This window comes from Allobosea sp. Tri-44 (genome assembly GCF_004123845.1).
In the GTDB taxonomy this organism is placed as follows: Bacteria; Pseudomonadota; Alphaproteobacteria; order Rhizobiales; family Beijerinckiaceae; genus Allobosea.
The window spans coordinates 537,707-559,006 of the sequence record NZ_NBDP01000007.1 but is presented as its reverse complement, the minus strand read 5'-3'; the positions used below and the strand labels follow the sequence as shown (position 1 = coordinate 559,006).

The following is a 21,300-nucleotide window of genomic DNA, read 5'->3' as shown; positions in this document are numbered from 1 at the left end:
ATGGCCCGGCGCCGCGACGCTCGTTCACAGACCGCGACCCGCACGGACGGGGCGGTGTTGCGCTACGTTGCGGCTCCGAGCGAGCGTCGCTCCGTTCTCGCCGCCTTGCGGCAGCGTTGCCTGGTCGGGCAGGCGATGGCGCTCGCGCTCTGGAACGCGCCCGCCTTCGCCCAGAACGTCATCACGCCGGACGGACGCACGCAGACCAATGTCGCGGTCAGCGGCAACACGACGACGATCACGACGAAGACGATCTCCGGCGGCGCCGGCTACAACTCGTTCTCGCGCTTCGAGCAGGGCGCCGGCTCGACGGTCAACATGCACCTGCCGCAGAACACCGGCGTGCTGGTCAACATCGTTCGCGATGGGCCGGTGGTCATCAACGGCATCCTGAATTCCTACCGGAACGGCCAGATCGGGGGCCATGTCTACTTCTCGGATTCGGCTGGCTTCACCGTCGGGCCGAGCGGCGTCATCAACACCGGCCGGCTGACGGTCAACACGCCGACACGTGAGTTCCTCGACCAGGTGATCGGCCCGGACGGCACCGTCAACGAGACGATGGCCGCCAGGCTCAAAGCGAACGATGTGCCGATCTCGCCCGATGGCAAGATCACCATCGACGGCGTAATCAACGCGCGTCGCGGCGTATCGCTGAACGGCCACTCCGTCAGCGTTGCCGGGCAGATCAGGACGAACGCTGCTCCGGTCGACATTGCCGAGCGCCGCGAGCGGCATCGCACCGCCTTCTCACAGAGCGTCAACACGGCCGGCCTCCGCCATGGCGGCGGCATGGTCGCGCGCAAGGGCGGCGGTATCGAGATCGTCGCCGCCGGTACCGTCACTGTCTCCGGTCAGCTCAGTGCCAACGCCACGGCACGGCGTGCCGCCGGCACCGTCACTGTCCGCTCGGGCAGGGGCACCACGATCGCGCAGACGGCGAAGATCACGGCCACGGGCACTGCGCCGGCCCCCCTCCCGGCCGGCACGGCTCCGTCTACTCCTGTGAACACCGGTGACGGCGGCAAGGTCTCGATCACCTCGGACGCCGCGATTGCGATTGCCCGCGGCGCCACGATCGACGTCAGCGCGGCCCGCGATGTGGCTGGGAAGGGCGGATCGGCGATCGTCCTTGCCGGCACAAATCTCGATGTCGCGTCCGGTGCCGTGTTCCGCGGCGTGGCGGGCACGAGCGGCGATGGCGGCTTTCTTGAGCTCAGCGCCAGGCAGACCGTCACGCTCGGTGCCGTCGATGTCGATCTCTCGGCCCGCAACGGCAAGGCCGGCCTGCTCTATATCGACCCGACCGACGTCGTGATCGGGACCGGCGGCAGCGCCAATATCGTCTTCAACGGCACGGACGTGCTGGTGGAGGCGACGAACAGCATCACCATCCTTGGCGACGGGATCATCGATACCCGCAACTTCAACCGCTCTGCCAATGGCGGCGCACTCTCGGTCGCGAACCCCTCCCTCGGCGATTCCGGCAGCATCACGCTGGAGGCCCGGCAGATCAACGTCGCCGGTCAGCTGCTGGCCGGCGTCAGCCCCGGCAGCCTCCACGCGGCCGGCGACGTTACGCTGACCGCGAGCGCCTCCGACCAGCGCAATTCCGGCAAGGCGGCGGCCGAGGCGACGATCGACGTCAGCGGCACAATCACCGGGCGCGACGTCAAGCTCCTGGCCGACGCGACCGGCATCTCCTCCTTTATCAATCCCGGCCCAGGCCTCGCGCTGTTCGCCGGGCTGACAAACCTGTCCATCCTGACCGGTCTCAATGGCGGCTATGTCGCCAGCGACATCACCGCCCGCGTTTCGGTCAAGAACGGGGCTTCGATCACCGCGACGCGCGACATCGTCATCAGCGCGACCGGGACGCAGGAAGCGACATTGCCGGCCATCTCGGTCACGGCGGTGTCGCCGATGGCGGCTGCAGTGACTTATGCCGATCTCAAGGCGCGGGTGACCGCCGAGGTCGAGTCGGGGGCATCGCTGACGATCGGCCGCAACCTGACCGTCGAGGCGAAGAACGAGGCGACTTTGGGGGCGACGGCGCTCGCGGCGTCAGCCGGACAAACCCTGGCCGCTTTCGCCGTCGCCGTCGGCACCACCGACATCGAGACCAAGGCGATCGTCAGCTCCGGGGCGACTGTCACGGTATCGTCCTCGGCGAGCAATGTCCGGGTCTCGGCGATCAACGAGAACGCGTTCTCGACCTCGGCCACGGCGATGTCGATCAGCGGCGGCATGGTCGGCCTGTCCGTCGCCTATTCCGATGCCAAGGCGAGTGCCGAGGCGAGGCTCGGAGCCTCGCTCGGTTCGAGCAGCGGCCGGATCGGCAACGTCACGGTCGAGGCGATCTCGGACAACAGCAAGAACGCGACCGCCTCGGCGGTGACGCTCGGGCAGAATCTGATCATCGAGTCGCTCCAGGTCGCCAATGCGATGGAGGTGCTCTTTGCCCCGCTGACCTCCCGACTCGGCTCGCGCGAGATCGGCAAGTTCGGCAGCACGCTCACTTTGGCGAAGAGCGATCTCTCGGCGATCGCCTCGATCGCGGCCGATGCCGGTGGCACGGCCCCGACGATCTACGCGACCAAGGCAGCCGTGGTCAGCGATGTCCGCGATTTCGCCCTGCGTGCCGCGGCCGATGCCGGTCTCAGCTCGAATTCGAAGAACCCGACGGCCGTCAATCCGGAAGCGACGGTCGCCATGTCGGCCGCCGTCGTCTACGGCGACTTCCGCCATACCTCGCGGGCCTCGATCGGTGCAGGCGTCACCGTCGACGCCAATCGCATCGGCGTCTCCGCGACGACCGCTGTGCCGATCGCCAACACCTGGACCGATTGGGGCGGCTTCGGCGAGACGCTTTCGCATCTGAACGGCACCTTCGGCGTCGCCGGCAACATCCTCACCAGCTATGCCAGCGCCACGGCGGAATCGAGCCAGCTCGGCCTCGCCGGCGCCGTCGACTTCTACAAGATCGCCAACCAGACTGAGGCCTATGTCGGTCCCGGCGCGATCTTGCGGCAGAACAGCGGCCTCGGCTCCTGGGACATCGCGCTCGGCACCGGCGCGCTCCAGAGCTTCGACAAGGCCGTCACCGTCGCCGCCAGCACGAAGACGGAAACGATCGACGTCGCCGGCAACTACGGCATCTTCTCCGGGACCGGCACCTCCGGCGGCGCCGGCTCGGCAGTGGGCGGTGCCTTTGCTGATCTGCAGCGCGAGAGCCGCACCGTTGCGGCGGTTGGCGCCGGGGTCACGATCACCGCGCTCGAACTCGCGGTCACGGCGAAGACCGAAGACAAGATCTTCGTGCTCGCGCCGACCTCGGGCAAGGCTGCTGGTGCCTTCGCCGCTAACGGCATGGTCGTGCTGGTCGGCATCGACAATCATACGCTCGCCTCGATCAGCAACCAGGCGACGATCGACGTCACCTCGATCGATGTCACGGCCCGCCAGTTCGTCTCGCTCTTCGCGCTGACCGGTGCCGTCACCTATGGCGGCGCCAACGCCATCGGCGTCTCCGTCGCGGCGCTCGATACGGCCGGGGTGACGCGGGCCTATATCGGCGACAACTCCGCCGATCTGTCTGGCAACCGTCTGGGCAGCGGCTACGCACAAGGGCTGATCACCACCCGTTCGCTCGATGTCGAGGCAGTGACGGATGGGCGCATAACCGTCGCCTCGATCGCCGCGGCGATCTCCGATCCCAACGCCTCGAAGCTCAGCTTCTTCAAGGGCATCGCCGCCCAGGGCAAGACCGACGCGGCGGTGCTGCGCTCCGGCGCCGGCAGCAGCATCAGCCTGACCGCGGCCGGCAGCGCCGCAGTCGCCACCACGACCTTGGGCACCTCCGCCTGGATCGACGGTGCGGTCGTGGTCGCCAAGGCCGGTGGCGCGGTCATCACCGATGTCGCGGCGACGAACGCCACTGTCGCCGAGGTCGCGTCCGGCTCGGCGGCCCTCAACCTGACCGGTGCCTCGAGCCCGCTCAGCGGCGCCCTCTCGGGTGCGGTCGCGATCGGCCTCTTCGACAACAGCACCGATGCCCGCATCGCCAGCACGACCATCACCGGGGCGGGCGACACCATCGTGCAGGCGCTGGCCGGCGGGCGTCAGACCGTGGTCGGCGTCAGCATCGCCGCCGCTCGCGCCAACAGCGGCGCGGCTGCGGTTTCGGCGGCGATCGGCATCATCACCGACAGCGTCAGCGCCCAGATCCGCAATTCGGCGATCAACGGCATCTCCGGGGCGTCGTCCGGCAACGATGTGCTGGTCAACGCTTATCGCGCGACGGATATCGGCATTGGCGGTGGCGCCGCCTATGCCGGCGCGCAGGCTGGTCTCGGCGTTGCGCTCACCTATGTCTCGATCGGCGACCCCTCCGGCCGCGACGCTGTGGCCGCGCTGATCACGGATACGTCACTCTCGGCGGTCGACAGGCTGACTGTCGCGGCGCGGACATCGAGCCGCATCGTGTCGAGCGCAATTGCCGGCGGCGGCGGCCCCGATTCGAACGGCCTGGCCGGCGCCATCGTCATCACCGAGATCAGCCCGACGACGCGCGCGGCCATCACGGATGGTTCGGGCGCCCCGTCGCGCATCGCGATGGACGGCGATGTCCTCGTCGTCGCTGACAGCGGCAAGGACGGCACGCTCGACGCCGCGCTGGATAGCCGGCTCGCCAACACCGACCCCGGCCAGATCGACTTCACCGGCAGCGCTACGAATGCGAACCAGGCCGCGAACCCCATCGGCGCCTCGATCATCGCCATTGCTGGCGCGGTCCAGGCCGGCAAGAACAATATCGGCTCGTCCTTCCTCAGCAACACGATCAGCCAGTCGCATATCGCGCTCATCGAGAACGTCGACCTGACGAGCTCGACCGGCGTCACCGTGCGTGCGCAGGACGGGTCGTTGATTACCTCAGTGGCGGTCGGCCTCGGTGTCGCGACCGGTCAGTTCGCCGGTGTCGCCTCCGTCGCGCAGCAGACGATCGATGCCGTCGTCAGCGCGCGGATCAGCGGCGGCAGCATCATGAGCCGCGACGTTGCTGTGCAGGCGCAGGCTTCCTCGACGATCCGCGGCAGCGCCGGCTCGCTGGGCATCGGCATCGGCGCCGCGGCCGTTGGCCTTTCGATCGTCGAGAGCAGCATCGCCAACGACGTCGCGGCGGAGATCGACGGGACGCAGATCCGCGCCTCGCGCGACGTCGTGCTGACTGCCGGCTCGACCGCGACGATCGACACGATCGCCATCGGCATTGCCCTGTCGCGCAATGTCGGCCTCGCCGGCTCGGTCGCCAACAACAGCGTCGCCACCGACGTCGGTGCGACGATCACCGGCGCCGACATCATCGCCGGCAACAATCTCGGCGTGTTCGCCGCGAACACCGACCGGATCACGGTCTCGGCCGGCGCCCTCGGCGCCACGGCGGCGGCGCCGGGCGTCGCGGGCGGCGTCTCCGTCGTCAACAACACGATCGGCGGTGCGACTGCCGCCGCGATCGAAGGCAGCAGCGTCGATGCGCGTGCCGGCGGCACCGGCTTATTGAGCTATGACGCCGGCCAGCTTCTCACCGCTTTCGACCTGAGCACGGCCAACGCCCCGAGCGCGGCGCAGCCCTCGCTGGCGATGACGGCTCGCAGCGTCCATGGGCTCGGCGTCATCGCGACCTCGCAGCAATCGGTGCTGGCGAATGCGGTCACCGGCGGCGTCGCCGCCTTCCCGATCACCGGCGCGGTCGCGATCGTGCCGATCCGCAATGTGCTCGGCGGCAGCACGAGCGCTACGATCGACTCGAGCCAGGTCGACACCCGCCTGACCGGCACCGGCAGCACGGCGGTCGCCGTCGAGGCCGCAAGCCACTCCTACGCCGCGACCTTCATCACCGTCGGTGCCATCGGCGGCGTCGCCGCCAGCGGCGCCAATGCCGGCACGGCGATGGAGCGCAGCACCAGGGCAGCGCTGACGCGGTCGACCACCGGCACGACGACTCCCGGCTATACCGGCCCCGGCGTCAGTGCGCTCGACATCGCCGCGACCTCCTCGCAATCGGCGGCGAGCAATGTGATCGGTTTCGCCCTCGGCCTCGGCGGCGCCGCGGCGATGGGTGTCGTCAACAGCTTTAACGCGTCGACAAGCGCCTCGCTGGATCAGGGCCTGGTCACGGCCGGGCGGGTCGGCGTCACCGCCGATAGCCGCAACGGCTTCTATGCCCGGACGGTCGCCGTGGGGATCGGCGGCGTTGGTGTCGGCAGCGCCTTCATCGTCGGCACCAGCCGCAATGCGACATTGGCGACGGTCGGCGGCGGCTCCGGCCAGACGGTGCTCAACCTCAATGGCGCCCTCGCCGTGGCCGCAGCGAGCCGCAACGCCTTCACCACGCTCGCTTCAGGCGGCGCGGCAGGCGGCTTCGCCGGCGTCGCCGGCATGGTCAGCTTCGTCGATGTCGACAACCAGACGCGCGCTGGACTTTACGGCGCCCGGGTCACGATCCAGCCGAGCGCGACGCAGACCGTCGGCGGCGTCACCAGCGCGGCCGGCATCAGCGTCACCGCCCATGAGGCGACCAGCATCACGCCGACGACGGCCGCCGGTGCCACCGGCAGCATCGGCGCCGGCGCAGCCGCCAATATCGCCAGCCTCGACGGCCTCGTTCAGGCCGATATCCAGGGCTCGACCCTGGTTGCGCCGGGCGCGGTCTCGGCCTCCGCCACCTCCGAGCGCGATGTCAGCGCGCTGACCGTGACCTATGGTGTCGGCGGTTCGGCCGGCATCGGCGCGGCAGTTGCCCTGATCTCAGTCGGCACCGGCGCGCCCGCGGGCGCATCGGGCGAGCTCACTGCCGGCGGCAGCGGCACGCTCTCCCGCATCGGCCAACTCACCGCCGGCAATGCCGATCTCGTCCTGAGCACTGCGGGGCTCGCCAGCTATCGCAGCTATCGCGGCGCCGCCGGCACGGCGATGAGCGAGAGCGAGCTGCGCGAAGCCGCGCGGACCGACTACAATCTCCTGCTGGCCAACGGCACGGTCTCCGGCGGCGCGTATACGTTGACCGATGCGGGTGTCACTGCGCTGCGCAGCAATGCGGCGACGGCGCTCGGTATCGCCAATCCATCCGACGCCCAGGTTCGCAGCTGGGCAGCGACGCGTTACGCGGCCTTCAGCGGCGGCGCGGTCAGCTATCTCCTCAGCGACACCGGCCTCAGCACCTATCGTTCGCAGGTGGTCGCGACGACCCCGGGCGCGAGCGACGACCAGGTTCGCAGCGCCGCCAACGACGCCTATGCCCGCCTGCTCGCCAACGGCACCGTCAGCGGCGGTGTCCTGACCTTGTCGGCGGCTGGTCTCGAAACCTATCGGGCCGAGGCCAACGCCAACCTTGGCCGTACGGCGAACGATGCCGAAATACGGAACTACGCCGCCCAGCAATACGGCTTCTTCACCGGCAATCGCAGCCGCATCGTTGCTCCGGCGGCGCAGAGCGCTGCCGCGTTGCTTGAAAGCGCCGGCTCCGCCACCACCGCCAGCGTGAGCGGCGGCAGCATCACGAGCGGGGCCGTCTCCGTTTCGGCGCTGTCGCGGACGACGACGACCAACACCGCCAGTGGTGTCGGGGTGGGTGGCGGCGGCGTCGGCGCGGCGACCGCCTATACCGATATCGGCGACAAGGTCTCGGCGCGTCTCGACCAGATCAGCGTGACCACTGGCTCCATCGCCCTGACCGCGAACTCGACTGACGGGACGGGCTCCGCCGCCCGGGTCGAGGCGACTGCGGGCGCCGGCGGTCTTGCCGCTGCGGCTGGCGCTGCCGTGGCCGACGGTGCGATTTCCAACCAGGTCACGGCGACGCTAGGCGGTACGTTGACGGTGACCGGCGCGACGAGCGTCAACGCGAACAACAGCCAGACCAGCCGGTCGGACGCGTTCGGCGCCACGGTGGCGGGCGGTCTGGCACTCGGTGTCTCGCTCGCGAAGAGCAGTGCCGAGAGCACAGTTGCGGCGCGATTTGCAAACGGCTCGAGCCTCACCGGAACCGGCCTCACCATCGGCGCGCAAAGCACCGGCGCGGCCCATGCCGCGGCCGTGGCCGGCGTCGGCGGCCTGCTCGTGGCCGGCTCGGGCGCGGCGGCGAATGCGACCGACAGTTCCAACGTCTCCGCGGTGATCGGCGCCGGCGCCAGGGCGAATGTCGGAACCGGCACGATCAGCGTCACGGCGACAGCATCGCCCGATGCGAAGGCAGCAGCCTTCGGCGTCGCGGTCGCCGGCGGCCTTGCGGTCGGTGTCGCCGTTGCCAACGCCACTGTCGGCACGCAGGTGCTCGCCGCGATCGAGGGCAATGCCAGCCTGATCGCGAGCCAGTTCACCGCCGGCCTCCTCTCGGTCACGGCGACCGGCTCGGTGTTCGGCACGGCTGCCGGGGATGCCGTCAGGCTGGCGGATTCGACCTCCGGCTTCGCGCGCGGCGGCTACTCCGCCGCCGCCTCGGCGGTTGCCGGCTCGGGCTCCTATTATGTCAGCGCTACCGGCACCGATGCGCGGGCACGCAATACCAGCTCGGTGACGGCTTCGGTCGGCGACTATGTCCGCCTGCCGTCCGGCACCGTGACCATCACCGCGACGAACACCACGCTCCAGGCGGCCAAGGCGACTGGCGTGACCGTCGGCGGGACGGGGGCCGTTGGCGCGGTCAACGCCCAGGCCGATGCCGCAACGACGACGACGGCCTCGCTTGGCGCCTCGTCCACCATGGCCGGGAGCGGCACCGGCAGGTTCACCCTGACTGCGGGCGGCGAGGATACGCAGATCGTGCGTGCGGAGGCCGGCACCGGCGGCGGCCTCTATGCGGGCTCCGGCGCGACCGGCTCGACCTCCAACACCTCGGATGTGACCGCCTCGATCGGCGCCAATGCAGTGATCCAGACCGGGATCGCGGCGATCGCCGCGAGCCACGCCACGCGCTATGCCGCGCTGGTCGACAGCCTGCAGGCCACGGCGCTGGGCGCCAGCGCCGCGCTCGCCCGCAACAGCGCCAATGTCGACGTGCTGGTCTCGCTGGGCGCCGGCGCCCGGATCACCGCCGCCGGCCCGGGCACGGCTGGTTGCTATCTGACGAGCTGCCTGCAGGCGATCTCGCTGACCAGCCGCAATGCGTTCAGCCAGCTCGATCTCGGCGATTCAGTGCGCGCAGCCGCCGGCGGCGGCATCAATGGCGCCGGCGCGACCTCGCGGACGGGGATCGACGGCACATCGAACATCACGCTCGGAAACGGCGTCGTCCTCATCGGCGGTACGAGCCCGACCGCCGCACCCGGGTCGATCCTCGTCCAGGCCTGGAGCGAGCTCGTCGGCAAAGACACCGCGACCCTGACCACCGGCGGCCTCCTGCAGGGCGCGGGGGTGTCGGCGCGCTATCGCGCCGATGTCGACAACACAGTGACGCTCGGCAACAACGTCGTCCTGAACTCCTTCGGCGTCATCAACCTCGGCACCTATACGATCGCCGATGTCACGGCGAACGCCTATGTCAGCACCTACGGCCTCGCCAGCGTCGGCCTCGCCGATGCCGACGTCACCATCCGCACCGACAACAAGGTGCTGATCGGCACGAACTCCGAGTTGCTCGGCCTCTACGACGTCAATGTGACCGCCGGCCGCGACGGCGCGGGCCTGCGCACGAACAGGCTTTCCGGCACGGCGAATGCGCTCGGCTATGTCCGCGGCCTCATCGCCGTCCCTGACGCCGACGCCTCGACCGACCTGCAGCACCATGCCCGCGTCGAGGTCGGCAGCGGCACGACGATCTCCAGTGCCCAGAACGTCACGCTCGGAGCCTATGACGGCGTGCTCGACGCCGATGCAGACGGCACCGGCCACGGCTACCAGCTCTATTTCATCCCGGTCACATCGGGATCGAGCAGCCCGGGCAGGTCGTCGAGCTCGACGCTGGTGATGAACGGCACCGCGACCGCCGGCATCTACAACACCCAGCGCGTCGAGATTGGCTGCGGGGTCAACGCCTCGGCGCAATGCGGGTTGAATGAAACCCCGACGATCCGCTTCATCAGCGGCGCGCCGGTGACCGCCAGCTACACGACGGCCTTCGATCCCGTCGCCTACATCAATGCCCGCTATGACGCCGCGGTCGCGAGCACGCTGATCTCCGGCGTCAGCTCGGCTCCAGTCAAGGCGGTGCGGCTCAGCCAGCTCTATGCGGCGGGCGGCAATGTCTTCGTCAATGCCAGCACGGTCCAGGGCAATGGTTCACTGATCGCCAATGGCGGCCCGTCGATCACCGTGATCAACCGCAGCGCCGCCTATCTCGTGCTCGACGGCGGCGCCTATATCCCCGAGTCGACCGGCGGCCAGATCGTCGGCTCCAGCGGGTCCCTGACACGCCAGAGCAATCCGGACGCGACGCCGAGGATCATCATCGACAACGCCTATGGCGGCCAGCTCGACGCCAGCGGCAACGGGCCGGCGCTGCTGATCGCGGGCGATCTCACCAATCTCGGCGGTCTGGTCTCGATCAACAACACGCTTGGCTCGTTCGGCTTCTCCGGCCAGCGCATCGACGCGCTGCAGTTCAATGCGACCGTGCCGAACGGCGCGGTCGCGGTCTCGTCGAACGGGCCGAACGGCATGTACACGCCCGGCGCCTCGCCACAGGCTGAGTACGGCTCCTATATCTACTATCCGGGCGGCAGGCCGGGCTCGACCAGCTTCAACGCCGATGAAGCGGTCATCGCCGCGGCCAACGCGCTCGCAGCGGGACAGGGCGCGACCGACCTGAACTACTTCCTGTATGGCAGGCAGAGCGAGGGCGTGACCCGCAACTTCTCGATGCAGTTCTTCGGAAATTGCGCCGGCTACATCGCCGATTCCGGTTACAACTGCACCGGCGGCTATGACATGGGCAACAATATCCGGTTCATGGTCATTCCGACGGTCCCGACCTACCGGGAGAGCAATCCGGTCGCGCAGGGCGGCGGCACGCAGATCTACGGCGCCCAGGTCGCGATCAAGGCGACGACGATCAACGTCAACGCCTCGATCGAGGCGGGGCGGATCACCAACTGGTCGGGCAATATCGGCGGGAACGTCGGCGATATCCTGCGCGGTTCCCGTCAATCCTGGCTCGATGCCGGCTACACGACAGTGAGCCTGGCCAGCATCTTCGGTGGAGGCTGGTCGGCCGCCGGCGCGGCCCCGGTCTCCTACGACCTCGTCAACGACCGGCTGGTCATGGCCGACGTCAACGCCTCCTCGGGCGGTGGCTCGGTGCTGCTCGACGGCCAGATCATCAGCACCAACACGCTCGGCCGCATCAAGATCAATGGCGGCTTCGGCGATGTCAGCGTCAACAACCAGTCAGGGCTCGATTTCGTCGTCAACCGCATCAACACCGGCACGGCCGCAGGAGTGAGCGCCAGCGTCAGCAAGATCACGATCGTCGACCGGCTCGTCACCTCCGGCGCGAACACCACCGTCTACGCCTATACGCCGGGCTCCGGCATCGCGGTCTACAAGACCCATAACGGCGCGCAGCCGATCTTGAGCGGCGTCGGCGCCTCGACGCCTGTCGCCTTCATCTCAGGCGACACGACGAGCTACAACCCCGTCACGGGCACGCGCTATGAGTGGACGCAGCAGGCCTTGCTCCAGAAAGAGGGCCTGACCGAGGCAAACCGCAACCAGCGCGACATCCCGGGCGTCTACTGGCGCTTCGATTCAGGCACGTCGGGCAACCCCTGGGTCTATGTCGACGCCCAGTCGCCGAGCACCAATCCGGGTCAGGACTGGGGGTACTGGTGGTCGCGCAACGCGCAGGCCCCGAGCGCAACGCAGGTGTCGGGGCGGGTCACGAACGACACCAGCCTGACTCATGTCGGGCTGACGCAGGAGATCACCGGCGGCCAACTCGACTTCATCCACAACTCGGCAACCTATGGCGGCTGCAACGGGCAGGCGATCAATCACTGCGATCGCGACTTCGTCGCCCAGCCCGGGGCATCGCAGGCGCAGTGGGCCTACAACTATGTAACCCGGGCCTTCGTCCAGGTCACCGCGTCGGTCAAGGCCGACAACCCGTTCGCGGTCAGCTTCGCCGGCAATGCAGCCGGCCGCGTCAGCATCACCTCGAACAGCTCGGTCATCCAGCAGGGCAACATCGTCAATCCGAGCGGCACGACGACGATCGTCGCCTCGGGCGGCAGCTTCACCCAGGTGGCGAACGCCACGATCCTCAGCAACAACCTGACGCTGACCGCGCGCGATTCGATCGGCACGCAATCGGCGGCGATCCAGGCGACGCTGACCCCGGGTGCACAGCTCGACGCCAGGACGGGCAGCGGTGGCATCAATCTCGACATCACCGGCAGCGCCCGGGTTGTCGCCCTGCGCGCCGACCAGACTCCGGGCGCTTACGGCAACATCAATGTGCGCGCCACCGGCAGCCTCGAGGCCGTGGCCACGGGATCGACGAACGTCGTCGGTCGCAACATCACGCTGGTGAGCGACGAGGGCAGCATCGGCTCGCTCTCGAACCTGATGACGATGCGCGCGGTCGCAACGCAGCTGCCGAATGGCAGCTATGTCGATGGTGTCGTCAGCCTCACCGCCCGTGGCGATATCGGCATCTCTCAGGTCGCGGGCGATCTGCGCGTCGGGCAGATCGAGAGCTGGGCCGGCGATGTCCGCATCGACGTCGTCGCCGGCAGGCTCGTCTCGGCCTCGGGACAGACAGCGGCGCAGGCGCTGAGCGCCGACCAGCTCTCGAAGGTCTCGCGTGCGCTGAAACTCACCGCGGCGGACGGCGCCGCCGCCGCCGCCCAAGGCAGTATCACTGCGTTCGAGAAGCAGGTCACGCAGACCTACGCCCAGTATTCCGCGCTGCTCCGCGATGGCATCGTCGCCATGGTCGACACCAACAATGACGGGGTGCCGGACAAGCGCGTCTTCACCCTCAACACTGCCGCTATCCCGCTCTATCAAGCCTTCGCCGATGCCGAGCTCGGGCGCACGGCCGGGACTGACGAAGTCGCGGCCTATGCCGCGCGGCGTTACGCTGCCTATTCGGGCGTCTTCGAGTCCGCCTATGGCGGCGGCTGGGCGGACCAGGCGCGCTTCAACCCGGCGACGCTCGAGAGCAATTACAGCTTCAGCGTCAATGGTGCGGGTGTCGCTCCCGGCCTTGCCAACCGGATCGCCGGCGATGCGGTCTGGACCGAGCGGCAGCTCGTCTCGGCGATCAATACCTCGGCGCTGCAGCCGGACCCGGGCGTCGTCGGCAATGGCAGGGCGCTGGTCATTGGCCACGACGTCACGCTCAACACCGCCGGCAGCATCGGCTCGCTCGCGCCGGATGTGCAGGTTGCGCTGGCGGACATCCGCAGTGGCTCAGTCTCGAATGCCCAGCTCGCCGCGCTCGCGGTTGCGACTACACCCGGCACGGTCAAGCTCATCGGGCAGAGGCAGGATGGCAGCCTCGTCGAGGTCACCGATCTCAACAACGTCCCGAACGGCGTCACGCTCATCCGCGTCGACGTCAAGCAGACCGCGCCGCTTTTCATCAACGCGACCGGGACGTTCTCCGCTTCGGCGCAAGGGGACGTCTATGTCCAGTCGACCGGTGCGCCGAACTCGGCCGGCGGCACGCTGACGATCGGCCGCATCACCGCGACGGGCACGGTCAGCCTGCAGGCGCCGCAGGCGATCGTCGCCGGGACGCAAGCCGACGGCACGACGCCGCGCAGCCCGGTGCAGATCCAGACCAATGGCGATCTCATTCTGGTCGCAGGCGGCGGGGGCATCGGTTCCGCCGCGACACCGCTGACCTACCAGATCGGCGGCAGGCTGGTCTCCGCCTCGGCGGCGGCCGGCGATGCCTATCTCGTCGCCAATGCCGGCAATGCCGAGATCGGCCGCATCTTCGCGTCCGGCCTAGCCTCGTTGACCGCAAGGGCCGGCGGCATCCAGGGCTATTTGCCGGGTGTCGCGATCTCGGCGAGTTCGATCCAGCTGAATGCGACCGGCAATGTCGGCTCTGCGACCGCGGCACTCGGTCTGCGGGTCGGCGCCACCGGTGCGATTTCCGGCGCCATTGGCGGGTCCGCCTGGCTCTCGGGCCCGGCCATCGCCGGTCAGTCGCCCACCGCATTCCGCCTCGGCAATCTCACTGCCGAGACTGGGCTCAGCGTGACCGCCGATGGCGAGATCGATGTCCTGCAGCGTGCCCGTTCTGGCACCGGAGGCGTCTCCCTCACCGGCGCCGGAATCGCCATGGCGAGCGGTGCGGACATCACGGCCGCCGGCCGCATCACTCTCGCTTCCGGCAGCGACCTCGTGCTGGGGCGCGTCGTCAGCACACTCGCCGCCCCGGTTGGAGGCACCTCGATCGCCCTGACCGCGACGGGCACAATCATTGGCAACGGCGATAGCGGCCCCCTGCTCGACGCTTCCCAGGCAGGTGGCGTGGTCTCGCTCTACGCCGGAAACGGCATCGGCACGGCGAGTGCGTCACTCGCCTTCGCCGCGCCCACGATCTCTGCGCGCAGCCTGAATGGCAGCGTTTATCTTTCAACGGTTGGCGCCGCTCATGCCACCAGTCTCACCGCGGATGCAGGCGCGGTCACGCTGAGCGCTGGCGGCGATCTCGTCCTCGACACGGTCGCGAGCAACTCGGGTGCGCGGCTCTCGACGAGCAATGGCAGCTTGGCGCTTGGAACACTCACGGCCGGTGGTGACAGCACGCTTTCGGCGAGTGGTGCGATCACGATTGCCTCCGCCACGACGACGGCCGGCGATCTTTCCATCGCCTCGACCGGCGCCGGTATCGTCGCCGCCAGCATCGATGCTGCCGACGATGCGACACTGATCGCTGCGACCTCGGTCTCGGTCACGACCGGCCTGACGGCGGGTGACGCGGCCAATGTCACGGTGAGCGGCGGAACGCTTGCCCTCGCCAACCTGAGCGCCGGCGCGAGCTCGATATTGACGGCGTCGGGTGCAGTCACACTGGGTAGCGCCGCTACCACCGCGGGCGATCTCTCCGTGACATCGACGGGCGCCAGCATCACCGCTGCGAGCATTGAGGCCGCCGGTGCCGCGACACTGGCTGCTGCGACCTCAATCTCGGTCACGATCGGCCTGACAGCGGGCGGTGCGGCCAATTTCACCGCCAGCGGCGGAGCACTCGAGCTCGCCAGCCTGAACGCCGGCGCGAGCTCGGTGTTGACGGCGTCGGGGACGGTCACGCTCGGCAGCGCCACCACGACGGCCGGCGATCTTTCCGTCACGTCGACGGGCGCGGGCATCATCGCCACAAGCATCGATGCAGCCGAAGATGCGACGCTTGCTGCAGCGACTTCGCTCTCGGTGACGAATAGCGTGACTGCAGGCGGCGTGGCCAGCATCACGGCCAGCGGCGGGACGGTTGGTCTCGGCAGCTTGAGCGCCGGTGCGAGTTCGTCGCTGACGGCCTCGGGCGCTATCACGCTCGGCAGTGCGACGACAACGGCGGGCGATCTTGCGATCACCTCGACCGGCGCCAGCATCACTGCCGTGAGCATCAATGCCGCCGAAGACGCGACGCTCGCTGCCGCGACATCGGTCTCGGTGACGAACGGCGTGACGGCGGGCGGCGCGGCCGGCATCACCGCCAGCGGCGGGACGGTTGGTCTCGGCAGCTTGAGCGCCGGTGCGAGTTCGTCGCTGACGGCCTCGGGCGCTATCACGCTCGGCAGTGCGACGACAACGGCGGGCGATCTTGCGATCATCTCGACTGGCGCCAGCATCACTGCCATGAGCATCAACGCGGCCGAAGACGCGACGCTCGCTGCCGCGACCTCGGTCTCGGTGACGAACGGCGTGACGGCGGGCGGTGCGGCCGGCATCACCGCGAGCGGCGGGACGCTCGATCTCGGTAGCCTGAATGCCGGCGCGAGCTCGACACTGACCGCGTCGGGCGCGATCGCGCTCGGAACTGCGACAACAATGGCGGGGGACATTTCCGTTACCTCGACGGGTTCGAGCATCGCGGCCGCCAGCATCAATGCCGCTGACGCAGCCAGGTTGACCGCAGCTACCGCCGTCTCGGTGACGAACGGCCTGACGACCGGCGGCGCGGCGAACGTGGCGGCTCATGGTGGGACGCTCGCGATTAGCAGCGTGAACGCGGGAGCAACTTCGTCCCTGGCAGCTTCGGGGGCGATCACGCTGGGTAGCGCGATTACGACCGCAGGCGACCTCTCTGTCACGTCGACCAGCGCGGGGATCATCGCCGCAACCGTCAACGCTGCCGGAAGCGTAACTCTCTCGGCTGCGACCTCGGTCTCGGTGACGAGCGGCGTGGTCGCGGGCAGTGGCGTCAACCTCTCGGCCAATGGCGGAACGTTGACTGTCGCTCAGTTGAATGCCGGTTCGAGCTCGACGCTGACAGCTTCGGGCACGGTAACACTCGGTACCGCGACGACGACCGCGGGCGGTCTGGCCGTCATTTCGACCGGCGCCGACATCGATGTCGCCAGCATCGCCTCCGCCGGGAACCTGATGCTATCGGCAGCGACCTCGATCTCCGTGACCAATGGCCTGATGGCGGGTGGTGTCGCGACCGTCGCCGCCAGTGGCGGGACGTTGGATATCGACAGCCTGAGCTCAGCCCGAGCAGTCCTGTCCGCCTCCAATGCGGTCACGTTGGGCAGCGCCACGACGGCGGGCGATCTTTCCATCACCTCGACCGGCGCCGGTATCGTCGCCGCCAGCATCGATGCCGCCGACGATGTGACCTTGACAGCCACCTCCTCTGTCTCGGTGACAAATGGCCTGACGGCGGGCGGCGCAGCCAGCCTCACCGCCAGCGGCGGGGCGCTCGACCTCGGCAGCCTGAGAGCCGGAGCGAGCTCATTGCTGACGGCGTCGGGCGCGGTCATGCTGGGCAGCGCAACGACAACGGCGGGCGATCTTTCCATCACCTCGACGGGTGCGGGCATCACCGCGACCGGCATCGAGGCGGCCGGTGCGGCCACGCTGTCCGCCGCAACGTCGGTCTCGGTGACGAATGGCCTGACGGCCGGCAGCGCGGCTAACCTCACCGCCAGCGGCGGGGCGCTTAGCCTCGGCAGCCTGAGCGCCGGTGCGAGCTCATCGCTGACGGCCTCGGGCGCGATCATGCTGGGCAGCGCGACGACGACGGCGGGTGACCTCGCGATCACCTCGACTGGCGCTAATATCACCGCCAGGAGCATCGACGCGGCAGAAGATGCGATGCTTGCCGCCGCGACCTCGGTCTCGGTGACAAATGGCGTGACGGCGGGCGGCGCGGCCAGCGTCACCGCGAGCGGCGGTACGCTCGCCATTGACCGGCTAAACGCCGGCGCGAATTCCTCGCTGACGGCCTCGGGCGCAGTCACGCTCGGTGGCGCCACGACGACGGTCGGCGATCTCGCGATCACCTCGACGGGCGCCGGTATTACCGCCGCGAGCATCGATGCGGCGGACACGGCCACCCTGACCGCTCATACATCGGTCTCGGTGACAAATGATGTGACGGCAGGCGGCGCGGCAAGCGTGACGGCCAGCGGCGGGACGCTCGATCTCGGCAGCCTGAGCGCTGGCGCGAGCTCGATGCTGACGGCATCGGGTACGATCGCGCTGGGCGCTGCGACGACGACCGCCGGTAACTTGTCCTTGAACTCCAGCGGGGCGGGGATCACGGCCTCGACCATCAACGCCGCCGCGGATGCGACGTTGACTGCTGCGACCCTGATTTTCGTCACGAACGGCCTGACGGCGGGCGGCGCGGCTAATGTCGCAGCCGGCGATGGGGGGCTCGCCATTGATAGGCTGAGCGCAGGGGCGAGTTCGTTCTTGTCCGCTTCCGGAGCGATCAGGCTGGGGCGCGCCGGAACGAGCGCGGGCGACCTCTCCGTCATTTCGACGGGCGCTGGAATCATTGCCGCGACCGTCAATGCCGCCGGAAGCGCGACCCTTGCAGCTGCGACCTCTGTCTCGGTCACGAACGGGTTGAGCGCGGGGCGCGGCGCCAACCTCTCGGCCAACGGCGGAGCCTTGGGCGTCGATCGGTTGAACGCCGGGGCGACCACGACGCTGACGGCTTCGGGGGCCATCGCAATCGGCAGTGCTAGGACTATTGCAGGCGATCTCGCCATGACCTCGACGGGTGCCGGCATCACCGCTGCGAGCATCGATGCAGCCGAAGACGCGATGCTGACCGCCGCGGCCTCGATCTCGGTGACGAACAGCCTGACAGCGGGCGGCACGGCGAGCGTCACCGCCAATGGCGGGACATTGGGTATTAGTGCCCTGAGCGCCGCAAGCGCGATCCTGTCCGCTTCCGATGCCGTAACGCTGAGCAGCGCCAGGACGACCGCAGGCGATCTCGCCGTAACCTCGATCGGCGCTGGCATCACGGCCGCCACCATCGAGGCCACGGGGACGACAACGCTGCGGGCCGCGACTGATCTGTCGATCTCGCAACTCGTTGCCGGCGCTTCGGCGCGGCTCTCGGCCGGCGGCTCGGTCATGCTCGGTAGCCTCGATGCCAAACACGATCTTGCCGTCCTGGCCGGTGAAAACCTCTCGCTCGGCACCGGGCGGGCGCGCTCGGGCGCGGTCTCGCTCATCTCTCAGCGCGGCAATATCAAGGTCGACCTGCTCGAAGGCGCCGGCACCGTAGCCGGCTCGGCACTCGGGGAGCTCGCTGTCGGCACTGTCCGCAGCGGCACGGATATCCTGCTCCAGTCCTCAGCCGGCACGATCCGGAGCGGAACGCTGACCAGCGGGCGCGATATCGGCCTGCAGGCGCGCGGCATCGTCTTCGACCGCCTCGATGCCGGCCGCTCGGCTTCGCTCGCGGCCGATGAGGATATCGTCGGCAGGCTCGTGGTCGCGAGCGATGCGCTGGTGCTGCAGGCCGGCCGCAGCGGCAGTGGCACGATCGCGATCGAAACTGGCGCCGCACGTAGCGCCAGTGTCGCAGCCGACGAGGTCAAGCTCGGGCGGTTCGGTGCGGGCGACAGCATCGTCATCCTCGGCACGCGCATTGCCGCCGATATCGTGCAGCTTCCCGGCGGAGCGGGGTTGCCGCTCAAGCTCGACATTGCCGGTTTCCGCGAACGCACCGCCCAGACGGTCGACCTGCGTATCGATACCGATCGTTTCCGGATCGACCGCTTCGAAACCGTTGATGGCGTGCTCGCCACAACCTCGAACGATCTCGCGATCACGGAAGCTTTCGTCCCCGGCGCGTTGCGCGTGTCGACGCCGATCATGACCATCCTCGCCAATAACCGCAGCCTTGCTCCGGTGCCCGGTTATGATGTCCAACTCTATCAGCGGGATCGGGGTTTCTCATTGACGGTCAACGGCAAGCGGCTGGCGACGAGCGCCTTCATCGTCGGGCTCGACTCCGATGTCGCCGATGCCCCGGAGGCGATGCATCTGGGCCGCGATCTGGCGCGGCTTGGCACTCTGTTGCCGAACGGGCTGTCCTTCGGCGAGATCGCTCGCGGCTTCGTTCTGGGTACGGATGGTCGCTGGCGCAGCACGGGCTCCGACGAGCCTGCCACGACCGCCAGCACAGGCGCACCGCCCAAGCCGATCGTCAATCTCGCCGGTTTCGAGGAGCAGCCTTGAACCGCGTAAGACGCGTCGCCGTCGGTTTCGGTCTGGCTCTTGCAGCGGGCATCGCCGCAGGGCCGACGCTTGCGCAGGTCCTGCCGCAGACACTGGAGAACGAAGCTGCGCGCCAGCGGCGCGAGATCGAGCGCCAGACCGCACCGCCGCGTCAGCGCGGCCCGGGCGTGGTGGCGCCCACGCCAGGGCCAAGGCTCGAATTCCCTGCGGGCGGCGCGACGGTGGTGCTGACGCGGGTCGACTTCGACACATCGAAGTTTATCAGCCAGGCCGAGCTCGATGCCATCCGGGCCCGCTATCTCGGCAAGCGGGTCGATCTCGCCGCGATCGGCAAGCTCGTCCAGGAGGTCAACGACCTCTATGCCGCGAAGGGCCAGATCACGGCGAGCGCCGTGCTGCCGCCGCAGAAGCTCGACGGCGGCGTGCTCAAGGTCAAGCTCGTCGAGGGGCGGATCGGAAAGGTCGGCATCAGCGGGGCCGTGCAGACCTGGCCCTGGTATATCCGTGCGCAGGTGCCGATCGCTGAGGACGACGTCGTCGATGCGCCGGCGCTCAATCGCCAAGTCTCGATCTTCAACCGCCTCAATGAACTGCAGGTCCGGGCCCAGCTTGCAGCTGGCGCGAGCTTCGGCTTGACGGATATCGATCTTGCGCTGACCGAGCCGCTGCGAAACACCGCCCAGATTTCCTACGACAATCAGGGCGTGCTCTCGACCGGTCGTTATCAGGGCACTCTCTTCCTGCGCCACCATAATCTGCTTGGCATCGACGACAAGCTGGTGCTCTACGGCTCGCGGGCGCGGGGTAGCATCCTCGGTACCGGCAGCTATACAATTCCGGTCTCGCCCTGGGGCACGCGGCTCGGCGTGACCTATACGCGCTCGGCCTATCGCATCGTCGGCGGCTCCATCCGTGAACTGCGCCCCGAGGGCATATCCGAAAGCGGGGCGCTCACGCTTTCGCAGCCGATCTTCGCCACCGATACCATTCTGCTACAGGCGACCGGCGCACTCGGCCGCGGTCGCGGTCGCAGCAAGCTCCTCGACATCTCGACGGTCGACACCAACTACATCAAGACCTCGGCTGGCGGCTTGCTGACCGTGAACCTGCCCAACCTAACGCACTCCACGAGCGTGAACTGGACGCAGGTGGCGCATGAGGACACGCTGGCGGGCGCCAAGCGCAATTATACGATCTGGACCGGCAACAGCGCTTCGCTCTGGCGCATCACCGATGATATCTACGGTTCGCTCGTCGGCGCCGGGCAATATACGACGGAATCGCAACTGCCGGGTGACCAGATATTCCAGATCGGCGGTCCGACGACGGTTCGCGGCTACCCGATCGGCAGCGCCTTCGGCAATTCGGGCTTCTACGGCCAGGCGGAACTGCATTATGCGCTGCCGGAGCCGCTGAAGCTCGATACCTTCGTCTTCCTCGACCACGGCCAGACGTATCTCAACGGCGCGCGGGTGACGCACGCCACCTCGGTGGGCGCAGGGCTGATCTGGCGCCCGCTCGACTGGGCATCGCTCGAAGGTGGCGTCGGGCGGCCGCTCCAGCGCGTCTCGGCCGCGCAGCGCGATGTCGAACTCTATTTCCGGCTCACTTTGCGCGCGAGCATCTGAGCTTTTT

General features: G+C 68.5%; 2 protein-coding genes. Both read left to right on the top strand.

What is annotated here, in order from left to right; all coding sequences use genetic code 11:
• Entirely contained in the window at positions 1-19,665 is a 19,665-nt protein-coding gene (locus B6S44_RS09050) for a leukotoxin LktA family filamentous adhesin (protein WP_129156543.1), read from the top strand.
• Complete coding sequence (locus B6S44_RS09045; protein ID WP_129156542.1) at positions 19,662-21,293, top strand: ShlB/FhaC/HecB family hemolysin secretion/activation protein; 1,632 nt, start codon at positions 19,662-19,664, stop codon at positions 21,291-21,293. Before B6S44_RS09050 ends, B6S44_RS09045 begins: the two co-directional genes overlap by 4 nt.
• Positions 21,294-21,300 lie beyond the last annotated feature (7 nt).

Excerpts from the sequence above, each read along its gene's own strand:
- B6S44_RS09050 (WP_129156543.1), top strand. The coding sequence starts at position 1 with ATGGCCCGGCGCCGCGACGCTCGTTCACAGACCGCGACCCGCACGGAC.